Source organism: Paracoccus shanxieyensis, assembly GCF_009711265.1.
GTDB classification, from domain to species: Bacteria; Pseudomonadota; Alphaproteobacteria; order Rhodobacterales; family Rhodobacteraceae; genus Paracoccus; species Paracoccus shanxieyensis.
Genome location: NZ_WMII01000030.1, coordinates 1 through 18774, shown reverse-complemented (window position 1 = coordinate 18774; position 18774 = coordinate 1). Strand labels below are relative to the sequence as shown.

At 61.9% G+C, this 18774-nt stretch carries 17 protein-coding genes and 2 pseudogenes; 8 read left to right on the top strand and 11 right to left on the bottom strand.

The features are described 5' to 3' along the window. Nucleotides 1–990 carry an HlyD family secretion protein gene (locus GL284_RS19275; protein WP_155046106.1) on the bottom strand — a complete coding sequence of 330 codons (990 nt, stop codon included), beginning with the start codon at nt 988–990 and terminating at the stop codon, nt 1–3. Between the two features lie 157 nt (nt 991–1147). Further along, entirely contained in the window at nt 1148–2080 is a 933-nt protein-coding gene (locus GL284_RS19270) for an IS5 family transposase (RefSeq protein WP_155046105.1), read from the bottom strand. 229 nt (nt 2081–2309) lie between these two features. On the opposite strand from GL284_RS19270, the pseudogene GL284_RS19260 reads away from it, so the two are divergent. The 8 genes and pseudogenes from GL284_RS19260 to GL284_RS19225 form a co-directional block, all read left to right on the top strand. Continuing rightward, nucleotides 2310–5210: pseudogene (locus GL284_RS19260) on the top strand (YobI family P-loop NTPase); the annotation flags it as partial. 453 nt (nt 5211–5663) lie between these two features. Then, on the top strand, nt 5664–6890 hold the full coding sequence (locus GL284_RS19255; RefSeq protein ID WP_088215553.1) for an IS256 family transposase: 1227 nt from the start codon (nt 5664–5666) through the stop codon (nt 6888–6890). A gap of 210 nt (nt 6891–7100) precedes the next feature. Further along, nucleotides 7101–7688, top strand: coding sequence for an HdeD family acid-resistance protein (locus GL284_RS19250; protein ID WP_035715069.1), 588 nt, complete (start codon nt 7101–7103; stop codon nt 7686–7688). 63 nt (nt 7689–7751) lie between these two features. Further along, a complete protein-coding gene (locus GL284_RS19245) occupies nt 7752–8792 on the top strand; it encodes a patatin-like phospholipase family protein (RefSeq protein WP_035715050.1) in 1041 nt (346 codons plus the stop codon). Nucleotide 8793: 1 nt separating this feature from the next. Continuing rightward, on the top strand, nt 8794–10230 hold the full coding sequence (locus tag GL284_RS19240) for a GntP family permease (protein WP_084684278.1): 1437 nt from the start codon (nt 8794–8796) through the stop codon (nt 10228–10230). A 29-nt stretch (nt 10231–10259) separates the two neighbouring features. Next, complete coding sequence (locus GL284_RS19235; RefSeq protein ID WP_035715047.1) at nt 10260–10478, top strand: hypothetical protein; 219 nt, start codon at nt 10260–10262, stop codon at nt 10476–10478. A gap of 26 nt (nt 10479–10504) precedes the next feature. Then, nucleotides 10505–10759, top strand: coding sequence for a type II toxin-antitoxin system Phd/YefM family antitoxin (locus GL284_RS19230; RefSeq protein ID WP_035715044.1), 255 nt, complete (start codon nt 10505–10507; stop codon nt 10757–10759). Beyond that, entirely contained in the window at nt 10759–11181 is a 423-nt protein-coding gene (locus tag GL284_RS19225) for a type II toxin-antitoxin system VapC family toxin (RefSeq protein WP_230383184.1), read from the top strand. The genes GL284_RS19230 and GL284_RS19225 overlap by 1 nt, the downstream gene beginning before the upstream one ends. A gap of 296 nt (nt 11182–11477) precedes the next feature. Here the strand turns inward: GL284_RS19225 and GL284_RS19220 are convergent, their stop codons facing one another. From GL284_RS19220 to GL284_RS19180, 9 genes and pseudogenes are all read right to left on the bottom strand, one after another. Next, the gene (locus tag GL284_RS19220; RefSeq protein ID WP_155046103.1) at nt 11478–11819 is read right to left on the bottom strand and encodes a single-stranded DNA-binding protein; all 342 of its coding nucleotides are present in this window, start codon (nt 11817–11819) and stop codon (nt 11478–11480) included. Nucleotides 11820–11873: 54 nt separating this feature from the next. After that, nucleotides 11874–12899, bottom strand: coding sequence for a TrbL/VirB6 family protein (locus GL284_RS19215; RefSeq protein WP_155046102.1), 1026 nt, complete (start codon nt 12897–12899; stop codon nt 11874–11876). Further along, a complete protein-coding gene (locus tag GL284_RS19210) occupies nt 12899–13312 on the bottom strand; it encodes a hypothetical protein (protein WP_155046101.1) in 414 nt (137 codons plus the stop codon). The genes GL284_RS19215 and GL284_RS19210 overlap by 1 nt, the downstream gene beginning before the upstream one ends. 14 nt (nt 13313–13326) lie before the next feature. Beyond that, the gene (locus tag GL284_RS19205) at nt 13327–14331 is read right to left on the bottom strand and encodes an ATPase, T2SS/T4P/T4SS family (protein ID WP_155046100.1); all 1005 of its coding nucleotides are present in this window, start codon (nt 14329–14331) and stop codon (nt 13327–13329) included. Further along, entirely contained in the window at nt 14331–15644 is a 1314-nt protein-coding gene (locus GL284_RS19200) for a TraB/TrbI/VirB10 family type IV secretion system protein (protein ID WP_155046099.1), read from the bottom strand. The genes GL284_RS19205 and GL284_RS19200 overlap by 1 nt, the downstream gene beginning before the upstream one ends. After that, the gene (locus GL284_RS19195; RefSeq protein WP_196216818.1) at nt 15641–16366 is read right to left on the bottom strand and encodes a TrbG/VirB9 family P-type conjugative transfer protein; all 726 of its coding nucleotides are present in this window, start codon (nt 16364–16366) and stop codon (nt 15641–15643) included. The genes GL284_RS19200 and GL284_RS19195 overlap by 4 nt, the downstream gene beginning before the upstream one ends. Further along, on the bottom strand, nt 16363–17010 hold the full coding sequence (locus GL284_RS19190; protein WP_155046098.1) for a VirB8 family type IV secretion system protein: 648 nt from the start codon (nt 17008–17010) through the stop codon (nt 16363–16365). Before GL284_RS19190 ends, GL284_RS19195 begins: the two co-directional genes overlap by 4 nt. A 14-nt stretch (nt 17011–17024) precedes the next feature. Continuing rightward, nucleotides 17025–17795, bottom strand: a complete 771-nt coding sequence (locus GL284_RS19185) for a type IV secretion system protein (protein ID WP_155046097.1) — start codon at nt 17793–17795, stop codon at nt 17025–17027. Then, nucleotides 17792–18646: pseudogene (locus tag GL284_RS19180) on the bottom strand (lytic transglycosylase domain-containing protein); the annotation flags it as partial. The gene GL284_RS19185 and the pseudogene GL284_RS19180, both read right to left, overlap by 4 nt. Nucleotides 18647–18774: the final 128 nt, after the last annotated feature.

The following is an 18774-nucleotide window of genomic DNA, read 5'->3' as shown; positions in this document are numbered from 1 at the left end:
CTAGCGGTCCAGCTGGATCAGGGCCGACATGCCGGGGCGCAGACGCTCCAGCGGCTGGACCGGGCGGGCGCGCAGCTCGAAGCTGCGCAGGTCGAAATCGCCCGTCGCGCGGGTGGCGCGCCAGCTGGCGAACTGGCCCTGCACGTTGATCAGCGTGATCTCGGCCTCGGTCTCGACATCCAGCGCGGGGATGCGGACGGTCAGCCGGTCGCCTACGGCCAGCCCCGCCAGCAGATCCTCGCGCAGGTTGAATGTGAACCAGGCCTGGTCCAGATCGACGATGGTGAACAGGGGCGCGCCGGGGCCGACATTCTCTCCCAGCTCGATCATGCGGCCCGAGATCTCGCCGGACATCGGCGCGAAGATCTCCAGCTCGTCCAGATCGGCCTGGCGTTGGGCCAGCGCGGCCTCGGCTTGGGCGACCTGGGCCGCGGCGACATCGCGTTCCTCGGGCGAGGCACCGGCGCGGGCCAGGTCCAGCTGCGCCTCGGCGGCCTCGACCCGGCCTGCTGCGGCATCCAGGTTGCGCGTGGACTGGTCCAGCGCCGCCTGCGGGCGCAACCCCCGCTGCGACAGGCCGGTGTCGCGCCCCAGCTGTTCCTCGGCAAGGCGCAGATCGGCTTGGGCCGCGGCCAACTCGGCCTCGCGGGCGCGGATCACCTCGGGCCGGGTGGCGCCCGTGGCGGCCTCGGAGGCGCGGGCGACCTCCAGCCCTGATGCTGCGGCGGCATGGGCGGTGACCAGCTGCGGGTTCGACAGTTCGGCCAGCAGCTGGCCGCCCTCGACCCGCTGGCCCAGATCGGCCTCGATCCGCGTGACCCGGCCCGAGGTGCGGGCCGAGACATCGACCCGCGGGGCCGCGACCTCGCCCTGGATCAGCAGGGGGCCGGGGCGCGTCGCCCACCAGACGGCACCGATGACCAGCCCGGCCAGAACGGCCAGGACCAGCAGCGGCAGAAGGGATCGGCGGGGCGCTTGGGCAGGTTTCATCGGTTCGGTCCCTGACATTCGACTGAGGGCCAGACTACGCCCGGCCCGCGCCGGGGACAATTCGAAAGCATGCTTGCGAAAAGCAATTTTCATGGGCGTTGTTGGGCATTGTTGCAGAACTCGGCGTCGGAGCAGGGCTCTCCCTTACCCATTAAGCTCAGGCCAGGCGCTCGATTTCGGCGGTGCCGGGTGCGTTGAAGCGGTTCATGAGCGCGACGCGGATGTAGATCTCGGCCGCTTGTCTGTCGGGGTCTTGCGAGGCGATGCGCTTACCGAAGGATTTGAGGCAGCGCATCCTTGCCTCGATCCGACTTCGGACGTGATAGCCGGACCAGACCTTCCAGTTCGCCCGACCGAAACGTTTGGTCGCCCTGAGGATGTCGTTGCAAGCGCGAGCGGCAGGGCAGTCCTCTTTCCAGAGGCGACCATTCTTCCGGATCGGGATGATGGCCGTGCCGCCACGGTCCACGATTGCGGTGTGGCATCGCCGGGTGTCGAAGGCACCGTCGCCGGTCACGGTGCCGACCAGCCCCTCCGGCGGAATCTGCTTCAGAAGGTCAGATAGCTCAGGACCGTCGCCTTCGCGGCTGGAAGTGAACTCCACCGCCCGAATGTCGCCGGTGTCTGTATCCATTGCCAGGTGGACCTTGCGATACTGGCGCTTGCGGTGGGTGCCATGCTTGTGCGCCAGCCATTCTCCATCGCCGAGAAACTTGATCCCGGTGCTGTCCACCAGCAGGTTCAGAGGACCTGGTGCGCGCCGGCAGGATATCTGGACAGTGAGGGTTTTTTGTCTGCGGCTCATGGTGGAGAAGTCCGGCACGGGCCAGTCGAGCTCGACCACCTCCAGGATGCTGGCCACCGTTCCGGTTGTCTGCCGAAGCGGCAGCCCGAAGAGCACCTTCACCATCAGGCAGAACTGGATGGCCGCATCCGAGAACACCGGCGGGCGACCACGACGACCCGCCTTGTTCGCCAGCCACACCATGTCCTTGTCCATCCAGATCAGTGGCGATCCACGCCGCCTCAAAGCCTCGTTGTAGGACTTCCAGTTCGTCATACGGTAGCGGGCAGCCTCAGGTTTGCTCATGCCGAGACGCTTACCGTGGCCCCCGGCTGCAGTGTATCGGCGACCACCCGAGCCTTCACCTCATCCGGCCACCGCCGATGACCAGAGGCATAAATCTCCACGCCCAGGGAGGTGAGAAACGAATTCTTGGCACACATTGCGAAACGCACTCCCCATCAGCCGATGAAAAGGACTTCGCAGCAGCGCGTCAGCCACGCAACGTGGGGTTCAGACGCCGCTTACCCTTAATCGCCATTTAGACGAGATCATATACTTCTTCCAGTCTACGCAATATGATCTTGTCGTCATCGAGGACTTAGATAGATTTAACAACGCTGAAATATTCGTCACGCTGCGTGAAATCAATAGCCTGGTGAACGCCAATCTGCGCGGCAAGCGACACATCCGGTTTCTCTATGCCCTTCGCGACGATATGTTCGTGAACACGGATAGGACCAAGTTCTTCGAATTCATTATTCCAGTCATCCCTATCATCAATAGCTCGAATTCTATCGACAAATTGCTGGAGCAGGGCAAGCGGCTCTCCCTGGACGATAGGTTCGATCAGCGGTTCCTGCGGGAGGTTTCGCGATATCTGAACGACCTCAGGCTCATACAGAATATTTTTAATGAGTATGCTATCTACGTCGCCAATCTCGAAACCGAGAACGAAACCAGCCTAGACGTCAACAAGCTGTTGGCGGTCTTGATATACAAGAACGTGTTCCCAAGCGATTTCGAGAACCTTCATCGCGGAAAGGGGCATCTGGCAGGGGTTCTTCGAAGTCATGATCGATACATCGCGACGAGCGAGTCCCGATGCAAAGTCGAGATATCTCGCCTCGAGACGCTTGTCGATCAAGGTGAAAAGCAGCTGCCGAACGATCTGACCGAGTTGCGCCGGAGCTATGCGATGGCCATCGTAGAGATGGTTCCCGAGGGACACAGCCGTGTTGGCCTCAATCATAGTGCCATGATTTCTCTGAGCAACCTTGCTAACGATGAGCGTCTTGAAGCAATAATGGGAGCGAGCCAACTGTTAACCACTTCAATACACGGTCACCAGCATCACCTCCAAGTAGGCAATTTACAGGCGAAGGTTGATCCCCATAGAACCTTCCAACAGCGCAAAGAGGACGTTGAAAAGAAGTCTGCGGAATTTAGAGACTCTTCACTCAAGCAAATTCGCGAACTGAGGGCCAAATTAGGCAACTTGCGAATGACTAAATTCAACGAAGTCATTCGAGAAAATTCAGATGAAGTCGATGGGCTGTTCGACGAATTTGGAGACGGCGCCGATCTGGCTCGCTTCTTGGTTCTGGAGGGTTATCTGGATGACACGTACTACCAGTACACATCCCTTTTCCATTCAGGGCGTCTATCTCCCAGCGATAACAAGTTTCTGATCCACATTCGCGGTTTCAGAACTCCAGATCCCAACTTTCAGATAGACAATCCGAAGGAGGTCATCGCCGCGATGCGCGACGAGGATTTCAGCCGAACCTACGTTCTCAACGTGACGATCGTCGACTGCCTGCTTGCGGATCCCTCTTCGTATGGGATGCAGAAAAAGCGTCTGCTCAACTTCATCGCGACCGATTTCGCGGGCTGCGAGACATTCCTGTCAAGCTACTACGCCAGAGGCACGGCGGTCGCGGCTCTCATTTCTGGAATGGCGAGGACGTGGCCTGGGTTCGTCGCGGCGGCACTGACCAGTCCCGCAAACCTGATGCATGTTGCGCACATCATGAGCCACATGTCGAATGCGGACCTGAAGGGTCTTGCCGGCAGGCACCCGGCCATATCAAACTTCGTCTCAGAGAGGTTGGCTGACATCTTGGCGCAGGGGGTCGATGTCCCAGCCGAACGACTGCAACCGCTCGACGTCGAAGCGACCGACCTAGCCGCCGTGGAGGCTTACCCGGGCGTCATAAGGGTCCTGTTCGACGGCGGTCTCTATGAGCTTTCCATCGACAACCTGAATTTCATATTCCGAGTCGTCCTCGGTATCAGGGAAGTTGATCGGTCAGGCGAGCAAAACTACACGTTGGTACTCGAGTCCGGAAGCGCGCCGCTTCTAGCCAAGATCGATGGCCGTTTCGGCGAGTATCTTCGGAACGTCCTGCTTCGTCTGCCGAACAATTGCCGTGAGAGCATTTCGACCATTCAACGCGTCATCGGCCGGGCCGACGTGGAAGTTGAATCCATTGCAGAATTCCTCGAGATGCAGTCGACATCGGTCCCAACCTTGGATCAAGTCCCCGATGGTCTCCACGCCACGCTTTTTCGGATAGCAAAGATCGAGGCGACTTGGGTAAACTGCTTAGCGTTTATTGGCAGCAGCAACTACGATGCGGAAGTACTCACGTCGTTCTTGAACAGACCGGCCACCTTGCGTGCGCTTGCCGACCACCAAGTTCCGGACGGAGATCGGGCGGCACCATTGCGCAAGTTCATCCTAGAGAACGACGCATTGAGCGAGGAAACATATTCGGCCTATGTCAAAGTGCTTCCGAGACGGTTCAAAGTCTTCCCGCAGCAGCTCAGTGCAGCAAAGACCAAGATACTGGTCGAGCAGAATACCATAACCTTCTCCGCGACCAACCTTTTGCATCTCAGCGACGATCCAACATTAGGCATCGCATTCGTAACAAGGAACATTGCAGAGTTCTTCGAGGCTGAAGGCGAGTGCGATCTAGCCGACGACTTCCGGCAGAATCTGTTGGAAGCGGACATTGGCGATGAAAACAGGCTGAAGATAATTCAAAAGATGGATCTTAGCCTGCTGGCTGACATATCGTCCCGCGCGGCCATCGTTGGCAGAATACTCGCTCGAACTGGCGTGAAGATCGACAACCTCGGAGTCGACGCCGCACGTGCGGTCATCGTCAACTCCCAGCCTCTTTCCACACAGATAACTTTGTTCAACATGCTTCAAAGGATGTTCGATGATCAGCAAGTGAGAGATATCCTGCGTTCACTGCCTGATCCACTTCCCGACATCAAACCGGGTTTCTCAACGCCGAAGATTGAAGGCAGCGAAGTGAACCTCGAGTTCGTTACATGGTTGAAGGATCGGGGCTTCATCTCATCGTGGCGGAAAGGCACCTTGTTCGATGACGACATTCGCATGAGTATGTTCAGGAAGTGAGTAGGATCGTTCATCGCAGTTTCCCAAGCAGGTCGTTCTCGGCACCTCGCCGAGATAGATTAGCGGATAGCAGGTGGCGGGCTCAAATCCTGATAGGCTGAAGACCTCCACCGTTGCCAGGCGGCTTGCCGCCTGCTCGGAGCGTCGGGCAGGGCGTTGCTTCGCCCCGTTTGAGCATGCTCTGTGCCAGAGTGGCAGCTGTCATCACGCGGAATTGCCGACAGGCCGCTTTCCGCCCGTCAGGCGGTTTCAGCCCGGTTGACCATGGCAGCCCGTATGAGTGTCCGCTGTCTGGCTGTCGCTGCGATGGCGGTGCCGCACCGCCACAAGACAGCTTTCCGCCCTTCCCGCTCGGTCGTGTCTCGGAAGTGGTAGAAATTGTCTGGCGGCGTAATCTCCGGGTGAACCAACACCCACCCAACCGGCGGCGGCAACCGCCAGGGAGATCACGCCATGAAGCAGAATACCGATAGCTCGTCCTTTTCGCCGCTGCCCGACGCAGGCGGGTATGATCCGATCGAGGATCGCCTGCGGGCGAATGTCCGGGCCACCATTGAAGCCATGTTCGAAGAGGAACTTGCCGCCTTTCTTGGTTGGCTTCGTTACGGCCGCGGCAATGAGCGGGCCAGGGGCTACCGCCACGGGCACCGCGATCGGCAGCTGACCGGCACATTCGGCACCGAGACGGTGCGGGTTCCTCGTGCTCGGATCGAGAACGAAGCCGGCAAGATCACCGAATGGCGATCGAAGGCACTGCCCCGCTACAGGCGGCTGACGAAGAAGGCCGAGGCCCTGATCGCGGCGGTCTACCTGGCCGGCACCAACACGCGCCGGGTCAAGCGGGCGCTGTTCGGACTGTTCGAGGGGGCGGTGAGCAAGGACGTGGTCAGCCGGGCCTGGCGCAAGGTGAAGGTCGACTGGGACGCCTGGTCCACCCGCGACCTGGCCGAGGAGGATATCGTGCGGCTCATCCTCGACGGCACCGTCATCAAGACCCGGCTGGACCGCAAGGCCACCAACATCTCGGTGCTGGCGGCGATCGGCATCCGCCGCGACGGACAAAAGGTGCTCCTCTCGATCAGGAACATGGGCGGCGAAAGCACGGCTGCCTGGGGCAGCTTCCTTGCCGACCTGGACGCGCGGGGCCTCAGGCGGCCCGAGTTCGTAATCGTTGACGGCGCCCCCGGCCTTGAAGCCGCGCTTGTGGCGCTCTGGGGCGGGGACCTGCCCATCCAGCGCTGCACGGTTCACAAGCACCGCAACCTGCTTGGCCACGCGCCCAAGCGCCTGCATGACGAGCTGAGCGAAGACTACCGCGACATGATCTACGCCGACAGCGCCGCCGAGATCGAGACGCGCCGCAAGGCCTTCCTCCGCAAGTGGAAGCTCAAGTGCCGGGCCGTGGCCGATAGCCTTGAGGAGGCCGGCGATCGCCTCTTCAGCTTCACCCGCCTCGATCCGTCGCAATGGAAATCCGCACGGACCACCAACGCCATTGAGCGTCTGAACGAGGAGTTCCGCCGCCGCATCAAGACCCAGACCGTGCTGCCCTGCGCTGAAACCGTGCCGATGCTGCTCTGGGCGCTCCTGGCGTCAGGGCAGATCCAGATGCGAAAAGTCGATGGCTGGGAAACCCTTTCTCAGCCTCTCGTGCCGATGTCTCTTGACCTCGCGGCCTGACCGGAGCCAACGTTACATGCTCGGAGCGCGCTGCTCGCCAATTTCCACCACATTCGCGACACGACCGCATCATGGCGATGAAAAATTGATTGTCTGGCATGGGCTTCACGGTCCTGTGCCAATTTTGATCCATATCCGGCCCTGCGGGTCGGGGAAGGCAACACCCGCTGCCCGGCGGGAAGCACCCTGTTGAACAAGGAAGTCAATGCCATGCCGATCAGTCTTGCCGCCGCTGCACAGACCTACCGCGAAGCCGCGCGCGATGCGGTGCGCCGCCATTCGACCTTCCACCTGGTACAGGCGGCGCTGCTGGTCGTCGCGGGGATCGTCGCCATCGTCTTCCCGGCCTTTTCTTCGGCTGCTGCCGTCGTGGTGTTCGGCTGGCTGCTGATCGCCAGCGGCATCATTCAGGCCATCGGCCTGATCAGCGCACGCCATGCGCCGAACTTCTGGCTGCAGATCATCTCGGCCATACTTGGTGTGTTGCTGGGCATTCTGCTCTTGCGCAACATCGCGCAGGGGATGCTGCTGCTGTCGCTTCTGCTGATCATCTTCTTCATGATCGAGGGGATGTCGAAGGTTGTCTTCGCATTGACGATCCGTCCCTTGCCCAACTGGCTTTGGGTTTTTGCCAGCGGGGTGCTCTCGGTCGTGCTGTCGCTTGTGCTTTTTGCCGCGATGCCGGTCACTGCGCTGTGGCTGATCGGGCTGATGCTGGGGCTCGACCTCATCGCCATTGGCGCGGCCCTTGGTGCGATGGCGTGGAGGCTTCGCGGGCAAGCGGTGCCCGCCGCCTGATCCCCTAGGGCGCCCGGCTTCGGGCGCCATTTTCTTGCAATGAATTGACTGAAAGGCGCCGAAATGGCCAGCAACCCGAAATCGCAGACGCGAAAAACCCTTCCCATCGACCTCGCCTTGCAGGGGGGCGGTTCGCATGGGGCGTTTACATGGGGCGTTCTGGACCGCATCCTCGAGGAAGACTGGTTCGAGATCGATGGCATTTCCGGCACCTCGGCCGGCGCCATGAACGCGGCAATCCTGGCGGCCGGCATGGCCACCGGCGGGCGGCAGACCGCGCGTGAGATGCTGACCGCCTTCTGGCGCCGGACGGCCGATGCCGCGCGCTTCAGCCCGTTCAAGCGCGGGCCGCTGGAGGTCCTGACGGGCAAATGGACGCTGGACAACTCGCCCGCCTTCATCGCCATGGATCTGATGGCGCGGCTGATCTCGCCCTATTCGCTGGGTGGGGCGGCAGGGAACCCGCTGCGCGACATCCTGACAGACCTGATCGATTTCGACGCGCTGGCGACCGGGCCGGTCAAGCTGTTCATCACGGCAACCAATGTGCACACCGGGCAAGGCAGGGTGTTCCGCAAGCATGAGGTGACGGCCGATGTGCTGCTCGCCTCGGCCTGCCTGCCATCGATGTTCCAGGCCATCGAGATCGACGGCGTGCCCTATTGGGACGGCGGCTATGCGGGCAACCCGACGATGACGCCGCTCGTGCGTGAATGTGAAAGCCTCGATACCGTTCTGGTGCAGATCAACCCGGTCGAGCGGCGCGAGACGCCGCGCACCGCGCGCGAGATCGCAAGCCGCCTGAACGAGATCTCTTTCAACGCCCAGCTACTGAAAGAGTTGCGGATGATGGCGCTGCTGCGCCGTGTCATCGACCCCGGCAATGGCGAGGCGCGGTACTGGAAAGAGATGCGCCTGCATCGCATCACCTCGGACATCATGGTGGACCTTGGACATTCCTCGAAGCTGAATGCCGAATGGGACTTCCTGAAGATGCTCTTCGACGAAGGGCGCCGCGCCGCCGAGGATTTCGGCCGCACCCATATTCAGGACATCGGGGTGCGTTCGACCTTCGATATCGACGCGCTGGCGGACGAGCTCTGACATGCTGGGTCTGCTGGGTATTCTGTTGGGCCTTGCCCTGATCATGGTGCTTGCGTTCCGCAGTTGGACAATCCTGCTGCTGGCGCCTTTGGCTGCTGCGGTGGCGGCGCTTTTTTCCGGTCAGCCGATGCTGGCGCACTGGACGCAGACCTTCATGCCTGCGGCGGCGGGGTTTGTGGCGCAGTTCTTTCCGCTTTTCCTGCTGGGCGCATTGTTCGGCAAGCTGATGGACGACAGCGGATCGGTTTCAGCGATCGCCGATTACATGACGCGCCGGCTCGGCCCCTCGCGGGCGATCCTTGCCGTGGTGGCTGCGGGCGCGATGGTCACCTATGGCGGTGTCAGCCTGTTTGTGGCGTTCTTCGTTCTGGCGCCAATGGGGCAGGCGCTGTTCAAGGCGGGAAGCGTGCCGCGCAGGCTGCTTCCGGCGGCACTCGCGCTTGGAACCTCGACCTTCACCATGTCGGCCATGCCGGGAACGCCTGCGATCCAGAACGCGATTCCGATGCCGTTCTTTGGTACCACCCCCTTTGCCGCACCTGGGCTTGGCATCATAGCCAGCATCATCATGGCGGCCATCGGCCTGGGCTGGCTTTCCTTCCGCGAACGTCAGGCCAAGGCGCGGGGCGAGGGTTATGGCGCGGCCGAAAAAGGCTCCGCCGTCTCGCGCGAGCTGGCCAGCACCGCACGCGAGTTTGACCCTGCCGAGATCAGCCGCGCCGGATCCTGGGGCGGGCGGCCACCGATCGGCCTGGCCATTCTGCCGCTGGTTCTGGTTGTCGTGGTCAACCTGATCCTGACGCAGTTCGTGCTGCCCAGCATGGATTTCGACTTCCTCTCGCAGCCCGCATGGGGCGAAACCACCCTGTCGGCTGTCGGCGGGGTCTGGTCGGTGGCGCTTGCGCTTCTGGTCGCCTGCATCGTGCTGGTTGCCATGAACCGGCGCCGCTTTCGCAATCTGCGCGAAAGCATCGACTCGGGCGCGACGGCCGCAGTACTTCCGATCATGAGCGTGGCAAGCCTTGTGGGGTTCGGCGCGGTCGTGGCGGCCCTGCCTGCGTTCGAGATGGTGCGGGACTGGGTTCTGGGCATCGGAGGCGGGCCGCTCGTGTCACTGGCGGTAGCGACGAACATCCTTGCCGCGTTGACCGGATCGGCTTCGGGCGGGATGACCATTGCGCTGCAGGCCCTTGGCCCCACCTTCATGCAGATCGCGTCAGACACAGGGCTGGACCCTGCGCTGATGCACCGGGTGGCCGTGATCGCCTCGGGTACGCTGGACAGCTTGCCGCATAATGGCGCGGTGGTCACGATGCTTGCGGTCTGTGGCTGCACGCATCGCGAAAGCTATCTGGACATCGTCATGGCCGCCATTGTCAGCGCGCTTGTTGCCCTTGTGGCCGTGATCGTGCTTGGCACAGCCTTCGGTTCCTTCTAACCCGATAGGGACAGAGCTTCGGGATCGTCATGACACAGCCCACGCCGACCGCCGCACCACCGGCCCTTTTGAACATCACGCTGGGCGTCATGCTGGCGCTGATGCTGGGGTGGTTCTTCCACATCGCCTCGGGCGTTCTGGTGCCAATGGTGCTGGGGTTGATGATCTCTTATGTGGTCATGCTCATCCGCAGAAGACTGATCGCCAAGATCCCCAGCCTTGACTTTCGTCGCAGGTTTCACATGTAGTAACGTAACCACAATCGGAGGCCGCGATGACGATTCATACGATCAGCAGCCGTGAACTGAACCAGGATCTGGCCCGCGCAAAACGGGCGGCGCTTGACGGTCCCGTGTTCATCACGGACAGAGGCCGACCGGCCCATGTCCTTATGAGCTTTGCCCAATATCAGCAGATGAGCGGCCAGCGCCGCAACATCCTCGATGCACTTGCGGTGCCGGGGCTGTCGGACATCGACTTTGAGCCGCGCAAGACTGAGATCATGTCCCGACCGGCCGATCTGTCCTGATGTTTCTGCTCGACACCAATGTGATTTCCGAGTTGCGCAAGGCGGGGGATGGCAGGGCCGATGCCAATGTCACCGCCTGGCTGAGCGGTCAGGATGCCGCGGCACTGTTCATTTCTGCAATTACCGTGATGGAACTGGATATCGGCGTGCGCCGCATCGAGCGGCGCGATGCGGCGCAGGGAGCCTTGCTCCGGGCATGGTTCGCAGAACGGGTCCTGCCGGAGTTCCAGGACCGGGTGTTGCCGATAGATACACGCGTGGCACTGCGATGCGCGGGTCTTCATGTTCCTGATCCGAGATCAGAGCGGGACGCACTCATAGCGGCGACGGGTCTGGTCCATGGTTTCACAGTCGTGACCCGCAACACCGGTGATTTCAAAGACACAGGAGTGGTCTTGCTTAACCCTTGGGTCAGAGTGTGACTGACAGCCGAAAGACCCTGTTACACGCCTTTGAGGCAGACGCGGATCACTACTGCACCTGTTCAGGGGACGCCTTCTCTCGCTTCTCGGTCGAAAAGTAACCGGGATAGGGATTGGCAGGTCCGTAGCCTATCCCGTTCTCAACGAAGAAGCCCAATCGCCCTCGCAGCCACGCCCGGTGCCAGCACGAGCCGGCCAGCAGCAGACGCAGCCAGCGTGGCAAGTCGCGGCCCGAATAGCCAGCGAGATACATCTGGTGCAAAAGGCGGCTGCGAAGGCGGGTGGCAGTGCAACCCTTACCCATCCTTCCCGACCGGCACGACGGCAAACCGATCAGCCGTGAGCGATGTTTCATAGAAGGTCTGCCCGTCTTTGGCGTAATTGCTTTCACCGATCCGCCCCCTCACATGGACGAGGTCTCCGGGTTTCAGGTTCTCTTTCAGCCAGGCGAAACCTGCCGTGCTGCGCTCGAAGAGGGTGACGGTGTTCCAGTCCGTGCGCTCGCGCAACTCGCCGCTGTCCTTGTCCTTCCAGCTGTCGGTTGCGGCGATGCTGACCTTCAGCACCTTGCCGCCGCCAAGCTCGGTTCTGCGGCCGACATAACCCTGAATCTGGAATTCCGCGAAGGTGTACAGCATCTTATCTCTCCTCGTTACGGTACTAAACTTGAACGGTAGGTTCCCTGCGCTCGACTACTTCCCGAGCCGCCTGGCCCTCTCAGCGATCCGGACGATTTGACCGCCGGCGGCCAGAGCCGCGGATTTCACGGCAGGTGCATTCTGGGCGATCTGGCGACCTACCATTTCGCCGGTGCTGAGATTTACCATTCGCTCGCGCGCCTGCACGCTGCGCGTATTCAGCATACCGCGGGTAATGGCCGCAGTCCCGGCTGCAACCGCTGGTCCTGCCACGACCATGAAATTCCCCGACAGCCCGCGCACGATCAGCGGCGTGGCTGCGACGAAGCCCTTCGCCAGGAAGATCATGACGAAGAAGGGGATGAGTGAGCCGATGTTGGTGGCGGATTCCGGGTCTCCGACCTGCGCAAGGAGGGCGTTTGCCATGCCCACCACAGTCGAGAACATCGCGGCGATCACCACCGGGTAGAAGGCATAGCTGACGGTGGTCGACACCCAGCGATGGAAGAAGTCCTTGGTCGCATCGAAGAGCGACAGGGCGATCATCACTGGCGCGAGGCCCAACATTAGCGAAAGCATCATTTTGGCAAAGATCAGCACGATCCCGGTCATGAAACCGAGTATGCTGAGAAGGATGAGGCCGATGCCGCCCAGGATCGCGCCTGTCATCCACCCCAAGTTATTGCCGATGGCATTCAGATAGGCCGAGAACTGTTCGATCAGATCATCGAACTCGCCCGCGAAATGTGTCGCGCCAGCCCCACCACCCCCAACCGAAGAGACCAGGGCCCCTGCGATATAGTCGAGGCCGCCGATCACCGCATTCGCGACCGCGTTAAAGCGGGTCCAGTTGAAGGCGAAGAACCCGATCAGGGTCAGCTTCAGCAAGTACCAGAAGAAGGTCGCGCCATCCATGCTGCGATACTGGAAGGCCATGTTGATGCAGAGGCCAATCAGGGAGAGCGTGACCATCAGCAGGGTGATCGTGCCGATATTGCTCGCAACAGCCCCGAACTGCGATTCCGCAGCCGAGGCGAGGAAGCTATCGGCTGAACCGACCATCCAGCTGACGACACCCATTACCAGTTGCCCTGCGCTTCGCAGATGGACTGGACGCGATCCGCAATGGTGCGCTGGTGCGCTCTGAGTTCCCGGCGAAGCGCGGTCTGCTCACCCTGGGGTAGCTCGATATACCGCTCGCGGTACTCTTCGTCAGCCGCCGTCCAGTCCGGGAAGCGGGTTTCGCAAGAGCAGTCCTGCGTGGATGCGATGCTTTCCCAAGCCCGAACCTCGTAGAGTTCCATGAGAGTAACGGCCTTCCAGGCTTCCCGGATGTGCAATTCCTCGACCCAGGCCGGACGCTCCGGCCTGTCATTGCAGATCCGGTAGCTCTGTGGCTCAAGCGTGGGCGTCAGGTCGTTGGTGACGGGCGTTTGGCCGATGGCCGGAAGTGTGGTGGCGAAGACGGCCGCGACAAGAGCGAGAATACGCATCGGCTTTCCTTTCATCATTCGGCGGCAAGGCGTGAGGGCGCCTCGTCAGCACCAATGCCGGGCAAGTAGAATTCGGTGATGCCTCTGGCCCCCTCATGGCGGCCGGCCTGAATGATCACGTCGATCGAGCCTTCGATGTAGGTGATCATGTCGGCATAGGTCATCGGAAGGTCCGTCTTCAGGGCGGCAATGGCAAGACGCCGGACGGCGAGCTGCGGTGTCTCGGCGTGAAGCGTCGTCAGCGATCCGCCATGGCCAGTGTTGATCGCCTCGAGGAAGGTCATGGCCTCCTTGCCGCGCACCTCGCCCAGAACGATCCGATCGGGTCGCATCCGCAAGGTTGAGGTCAGGAGCGCATCCGCACTGCGCGCGTCAGATTCCCGGTCCGAGATCAGCGTCACGACATTTGGCTGCTCGGGCCTGAGTTCGGCAGCTTCCTCGATGGTCAGGATGCGCTCGTCATCCGGGATCAGGGAGATGATCTTGCGGGCGGCGACCGTCTTGCCGGTGGATGTGCCGCCGGAAACGATCATGTTCAGCTTGTTTTCGACACAAAAGCGTAGAGCCGCATCGATCTCGCCGGAAGTGACCACTTTTCGGAGAGCGAGATTGCGTTCTTTGCGCAGGCCCTCAAGGCTGCGCTCTCGCCCATAGAGAAAACCGAGCCTGATTTGCTCAAGGGGAAGCGTCGAGAAGAATCGCAGCGAGATGGAAAATCCGCCCTCGACCGCCGGCGGCTGGATCACCTGTGCCCGGATCGGACGATCCCCCCAAAGAATGCTGACCGACACGATAGGCTTGCGGTTGCTGAGCGTCGTGTTGGCCGCCGATGCGATTTGGTTGCCAAGGTCCCTGATCTCGATCTGCGTGAGCGGCTGACCCAGGTCTCGCATGAAGTGATCGCCCTGGAACTCGCCCCAGACCCGGCCATCGGGGTTGATGCAGATCTCGATCACATCAGGGCGGCGGATCGGATCCCCCAGCCGTGCCAGCGAGGCTTCGAGATAGCTTGCCGCCATCAGAGGATCTCCAGATCGCGGTCGACCATCACGGTGATGCGCGTTCCCTGCGGCACGCGGATCACCGGACGGATCGAGAGATAGTCCTGCATCACACTGCGGCTGGCATCGCGAAGGTCCGTGGCCACATCGCTTGCCGCATCCGAGGTCGTGTCGTCATCGATGCTCGCGGCGGCCGCTGCTGGGACCGCGCCGATCAGGGAAATGAGTGCGGCCGAGCCAAACCGGGTGCCGAAGCGGCTGTCGACATCGCCGGTGACACCAGACCGGCCGAGCTCATCGCCCCCGAAAGCGCTGATCTGAACCGTCTGGTTGTCGGGAAGGATGATCCGATCCCAGCCGACCATCACACGGGATTGCGCGAGCGAGACCTCAGAGCGGTAGCGCCCGATCAACTGGGCACCGCGCGGGATCAGGATGCGGGTGCCGTCAAAGGAATGTACATCTTCTGAGACGACCGCCCGGATCACGCCGGGCAGGGTGCTGTCCATGGCGGATTCCAGCACGGCCTGGATCATTGTGCCCTGCACCACGGTATGACCGGGGTTCACGATGATCTCGGCGCGGGTCATGGGCGCCACCGCCGCGCCGCCCCTCACAAAAGCCTCGTCGGCGCTCAACCGGGCGGCTTCGACCTCGGATTCTCCATTCGCTCCCCCACCCACGCCGGACCAAGCCAGCATGGGGGAGGTAATGCGGGCCTCGCGCGCGGCGGCCTCGGCGGCCCGCCGGCGTTCGAGTTCGGCAAGCCTTGCATCGTCTTCGCCGATGCCGGGCGCTTCAAGCCGAGCGATCTCAAGATCCATGCGAATGCGCTCCAGTTCGCGGTCCCGCTCGACAAGCTGGCGCTCAAGAGCGCTGCGGGCTTCTGCGTTCGACGCGTCCATAGCCGCCAGCTGTGCTGTCAGATCCGCGATTGCCGCCTGCGCTGCTGGATCGCCGGTCTCGACGGGCCGCGCGCGCAACTCGGCCAGTTCGGCTTGCAGATTGGCGAGGGTTTCTCGCAGTTCGAGTTCTGCGGCGCTTGGCCCTTCAGGAACCGGCGCGGGTGCCGGAGCAGGTTCTGGAAGCGGGGTCGCGGGGAATTCGCCGAAGCCCGACCCTGCGCTCTGGAACTCTTCAGCAGCGGCCGTTGGCAAGCTGGGCTCGGGCTTTGGCTGCAGCAACATCCAACCCAATCCACCAATCATCAGGATGGCGGCGCTGCCGAACAAAGCCGCAAAGAGAGAGGGACGTGCGGGCGCTTTACGTTTTCCCGTGGAGGCTTCTATGGCTTTGAGGCGGGTGGCAAGGTCGTCGGGATCGCTGCTCATGACGATGCTGCGCCTTCAGCGCCTGACATATCCTGGATGCAGATGATCTCTTCGCCGAGGCGCAGTACCCACTGGCGGTGAACGCCCGACACTCGGATCACGCCTTCTTCCTGTGCGACAGAATTCACGGTGCGCTCACGCCCGCCGGTCCAGCGGAAGATCGCGGGCATCGGCGCGTTCCGCGGGAAACGGAAATAGGTGAATGTGCCATCGTCCCAGACCGCTGTCGGTGTGAACTCGGTTTGGCTACTCACGGCATAATTGCTGTTCGGCGCACCGGCAGCGACGGCATTGACTGCAGGCGTGGCAGCATCCGGATAGCGGAACTGCACGACATAATGCGGGGTCTCGCGCGCTTCGACGACATGGAAGTAGTAGGAGCGCCGGTTGGTATAGACGGTGATGTTGGTCGCCACATTTGACGCCACCGGCTTGATGGCAAAGGCCCGGCCGCCCGGCACGCCGTCGAATTGGAATCCCGCCGTGTCGCCCGCGATGATCGAGCGGATGGTTTCTCCTTCTCCGAACTCTATCGAAGTCACGCGGGTCAAGTTGGTGACCACACGGTAAACTTGACCCTCGGTCCAGGTTGCCACGCGCACCCGGCTGTCATGCGATCCGGGGCGCGGTGTGATCTCGGCGAATGCTGGCAGGGCCGCGACGATCAGGATTGCGGAAAGAAGCCGGGAGGCGAGGAGTAGGCGGGGCAGGGCGAGCTTCATTCCGACCGGTCCGATCTGATGGCATATTGGGTGACGGTGAAGCCGAAGGGATTTTGCCAGACATCGTCGATGCTGCGGGCGCGCTCCGGGCGGAATTCGAACATCAGCGTTGCGGTGAAGAGGCCGACCTGGCCCCCCTGCGGGCTTGTCAGGCGCTTGCGCAGCCGAACCTGCGCCCGGTTCTCGCCGATCAGGGTGATGCTGGCGATCTCGACCGCCATCTCAGATGTGGCGCCATAGCGGGTCGGAGGAAAACTCTCCTGACCACTGGTCCACATCGCCCGCATGCTGGCCTCCGCTGCGCCGATGGACTGTGCCAGCACCCGGTTCACCCGCAGGTCGTTGTCGAGCTGATTATAGGTCTCGCGGTCAAGGATGTAGCGATAGATCTGAGACTCAATCACCGCCGGGCGCTCTGACAGTCGCACCGCCTGAACAGTCGCGTTCGGCAAGGCGAGGCCGCTTTCCGGGTCGTAGGGCACCACCACAGGCAGCGGCGGCTCGACGAAAACTGCGACTGCCGCTGCGGCAAGGCAGCCCACAACCCCGAACCCAGCCCCTGACAGACCGATCACCCGCCACTGGCGCTCCCGGCGGAGCGCGCCATAGACAAGCTCTTCCTCGACGACTTCTCGCAGGTCCATACTCGCACCCGCCGTCATTCGAGGCTCGGCATGGTGAAGTCCATGTAACGCCGCTCCTGGGCAATGGTCGCGGCATCGGCAACGCCTGCATTGCCCGCTCCGATGGTCTGAATTGCCTCCAGCTCCCACATGCGCGTCATGGCGATCGCGAGTTCTGCCGTCACGCGTGTGTTGTGATCCATCGAGGCCTTGAGATCGTCCATATCGGGGATCATCGCGACGAGGCGCTCGACCCGCGCCAGCGATTGCGCCGCTTCCTGATGGCTGTTCTGCGCGGCGGCAGAGAGCACCGCGCCTGTGGTGGCCCGCGTGGCAATGCCTTCGGCCCCGGGGTTGCCGCTGGTGGCGATCTCGCGCAGGGAGTCTTCGTCGAAACCCGCGCTCGCCAATGCCTGCTGCATCTGGGTACGCATCGGCCCCGCGGTGACCCCGAGCAGATTGCTCCAGTCGCCTTGCTGGATGCCGCGGATCAGGCCGGGGATGTCTTCGAACTTGTCCTCAAGCAGTTGATCCAGCTCGCCGCCCATGATGAGGCCGAGGATTTCCCTCGGCCCGGTGAGGGACGCGTACATGCTCTGCAATTGGTCGAACTGCTGCTGGAGCATGTCCAGCTGCTCGAGTGCATTCTCGAAGATGTCGCTCTGGATCCCGAAATCCTCCAGCATCTGCTGCAGCTGGCGGATTTCCTGGGCGATGTTCTGGGTATCGACCGTGGGCACGCCCTGGGCCGAGGCGCCGCTGGCTAGGCTAAGGCAAAGCGCCGTGCTGATCAGAAACCGTCTCATCGCAAATCCTCCAATCGAAAATCCATAAACCGCCGCTCGGCCGCCTGTGCGGCGGCCAGCGCGATCTGTTCATCACTCAGGGGTTGGGTCTGCGCCGCTTTGAGCCGGGTGCGGATCGCAATGATCCGGGCCAGTTCGGCACGCGCATAGGTGTTCAGCGCGATGGACGCCTGAAGATCTTCTGTCGTTCCGATAAGACTAATTATGTCATGCAAGCGCTGTGCTGCGGCCTGAACTGACACCATGGAATAGTCACCATAGACGCCGGAACCATGTGCCGAGAGGCTGAAACTCGCATTGGCCAGCAGCACGGGATCGATGGTGCCAAGCGCATCGGGACCGCCCACCATGGCGAGATATCGGTTGTACTGCGCCGGGATGACCACGACATAGTTCTGAGTCTCGGCGAAAGGCGGCACGCCGCTGTATTGCTGCACGCGGCCGGGCCCGGCGTTGTAAGCGGCAAGTGCATGGATGATGTTGCCATCGAACATGCCGAGCATCTGCGCGAGATAGCGTGCACCGCCGGTCACCTGCAGATAGGGATCCTCATAATAGGCCGGGTAGATGCCGAGATCGCCGGCGGTGCCGGGCATGATCTGGGTCAGGCCGAAAGCGCCGACGCCGGACTGAGCGCCGATCTGGAAGCGGCTTTCCTGCCAAATCAGAGCCTGAAGGAGGCAGCGCCATTGCACCGGTGTCAGGCCAGCGCGCGACACGCCGGAAAGAGAGTAGGTGTCGCGGGCTCCGCGGATGATCAGCTCTTCGACCGTTTCGCGGGCGTCACCGAACAGGCGGGTGGCGGCGGGGTTGCCGTCTTCGGTCGCAAAGAGCGCCGATGCAGCCGTCTCTCTGGACCTGTCGCGGTTTGGTGCCGCTCCTTTGATCACGTAATGTGCAGCAAAGGAGATGAACCATGGGCACAGGCAGGACGGATGAATTTCGCAGGGATGCGGTGCGTATCGCGCTGACCAGCGGG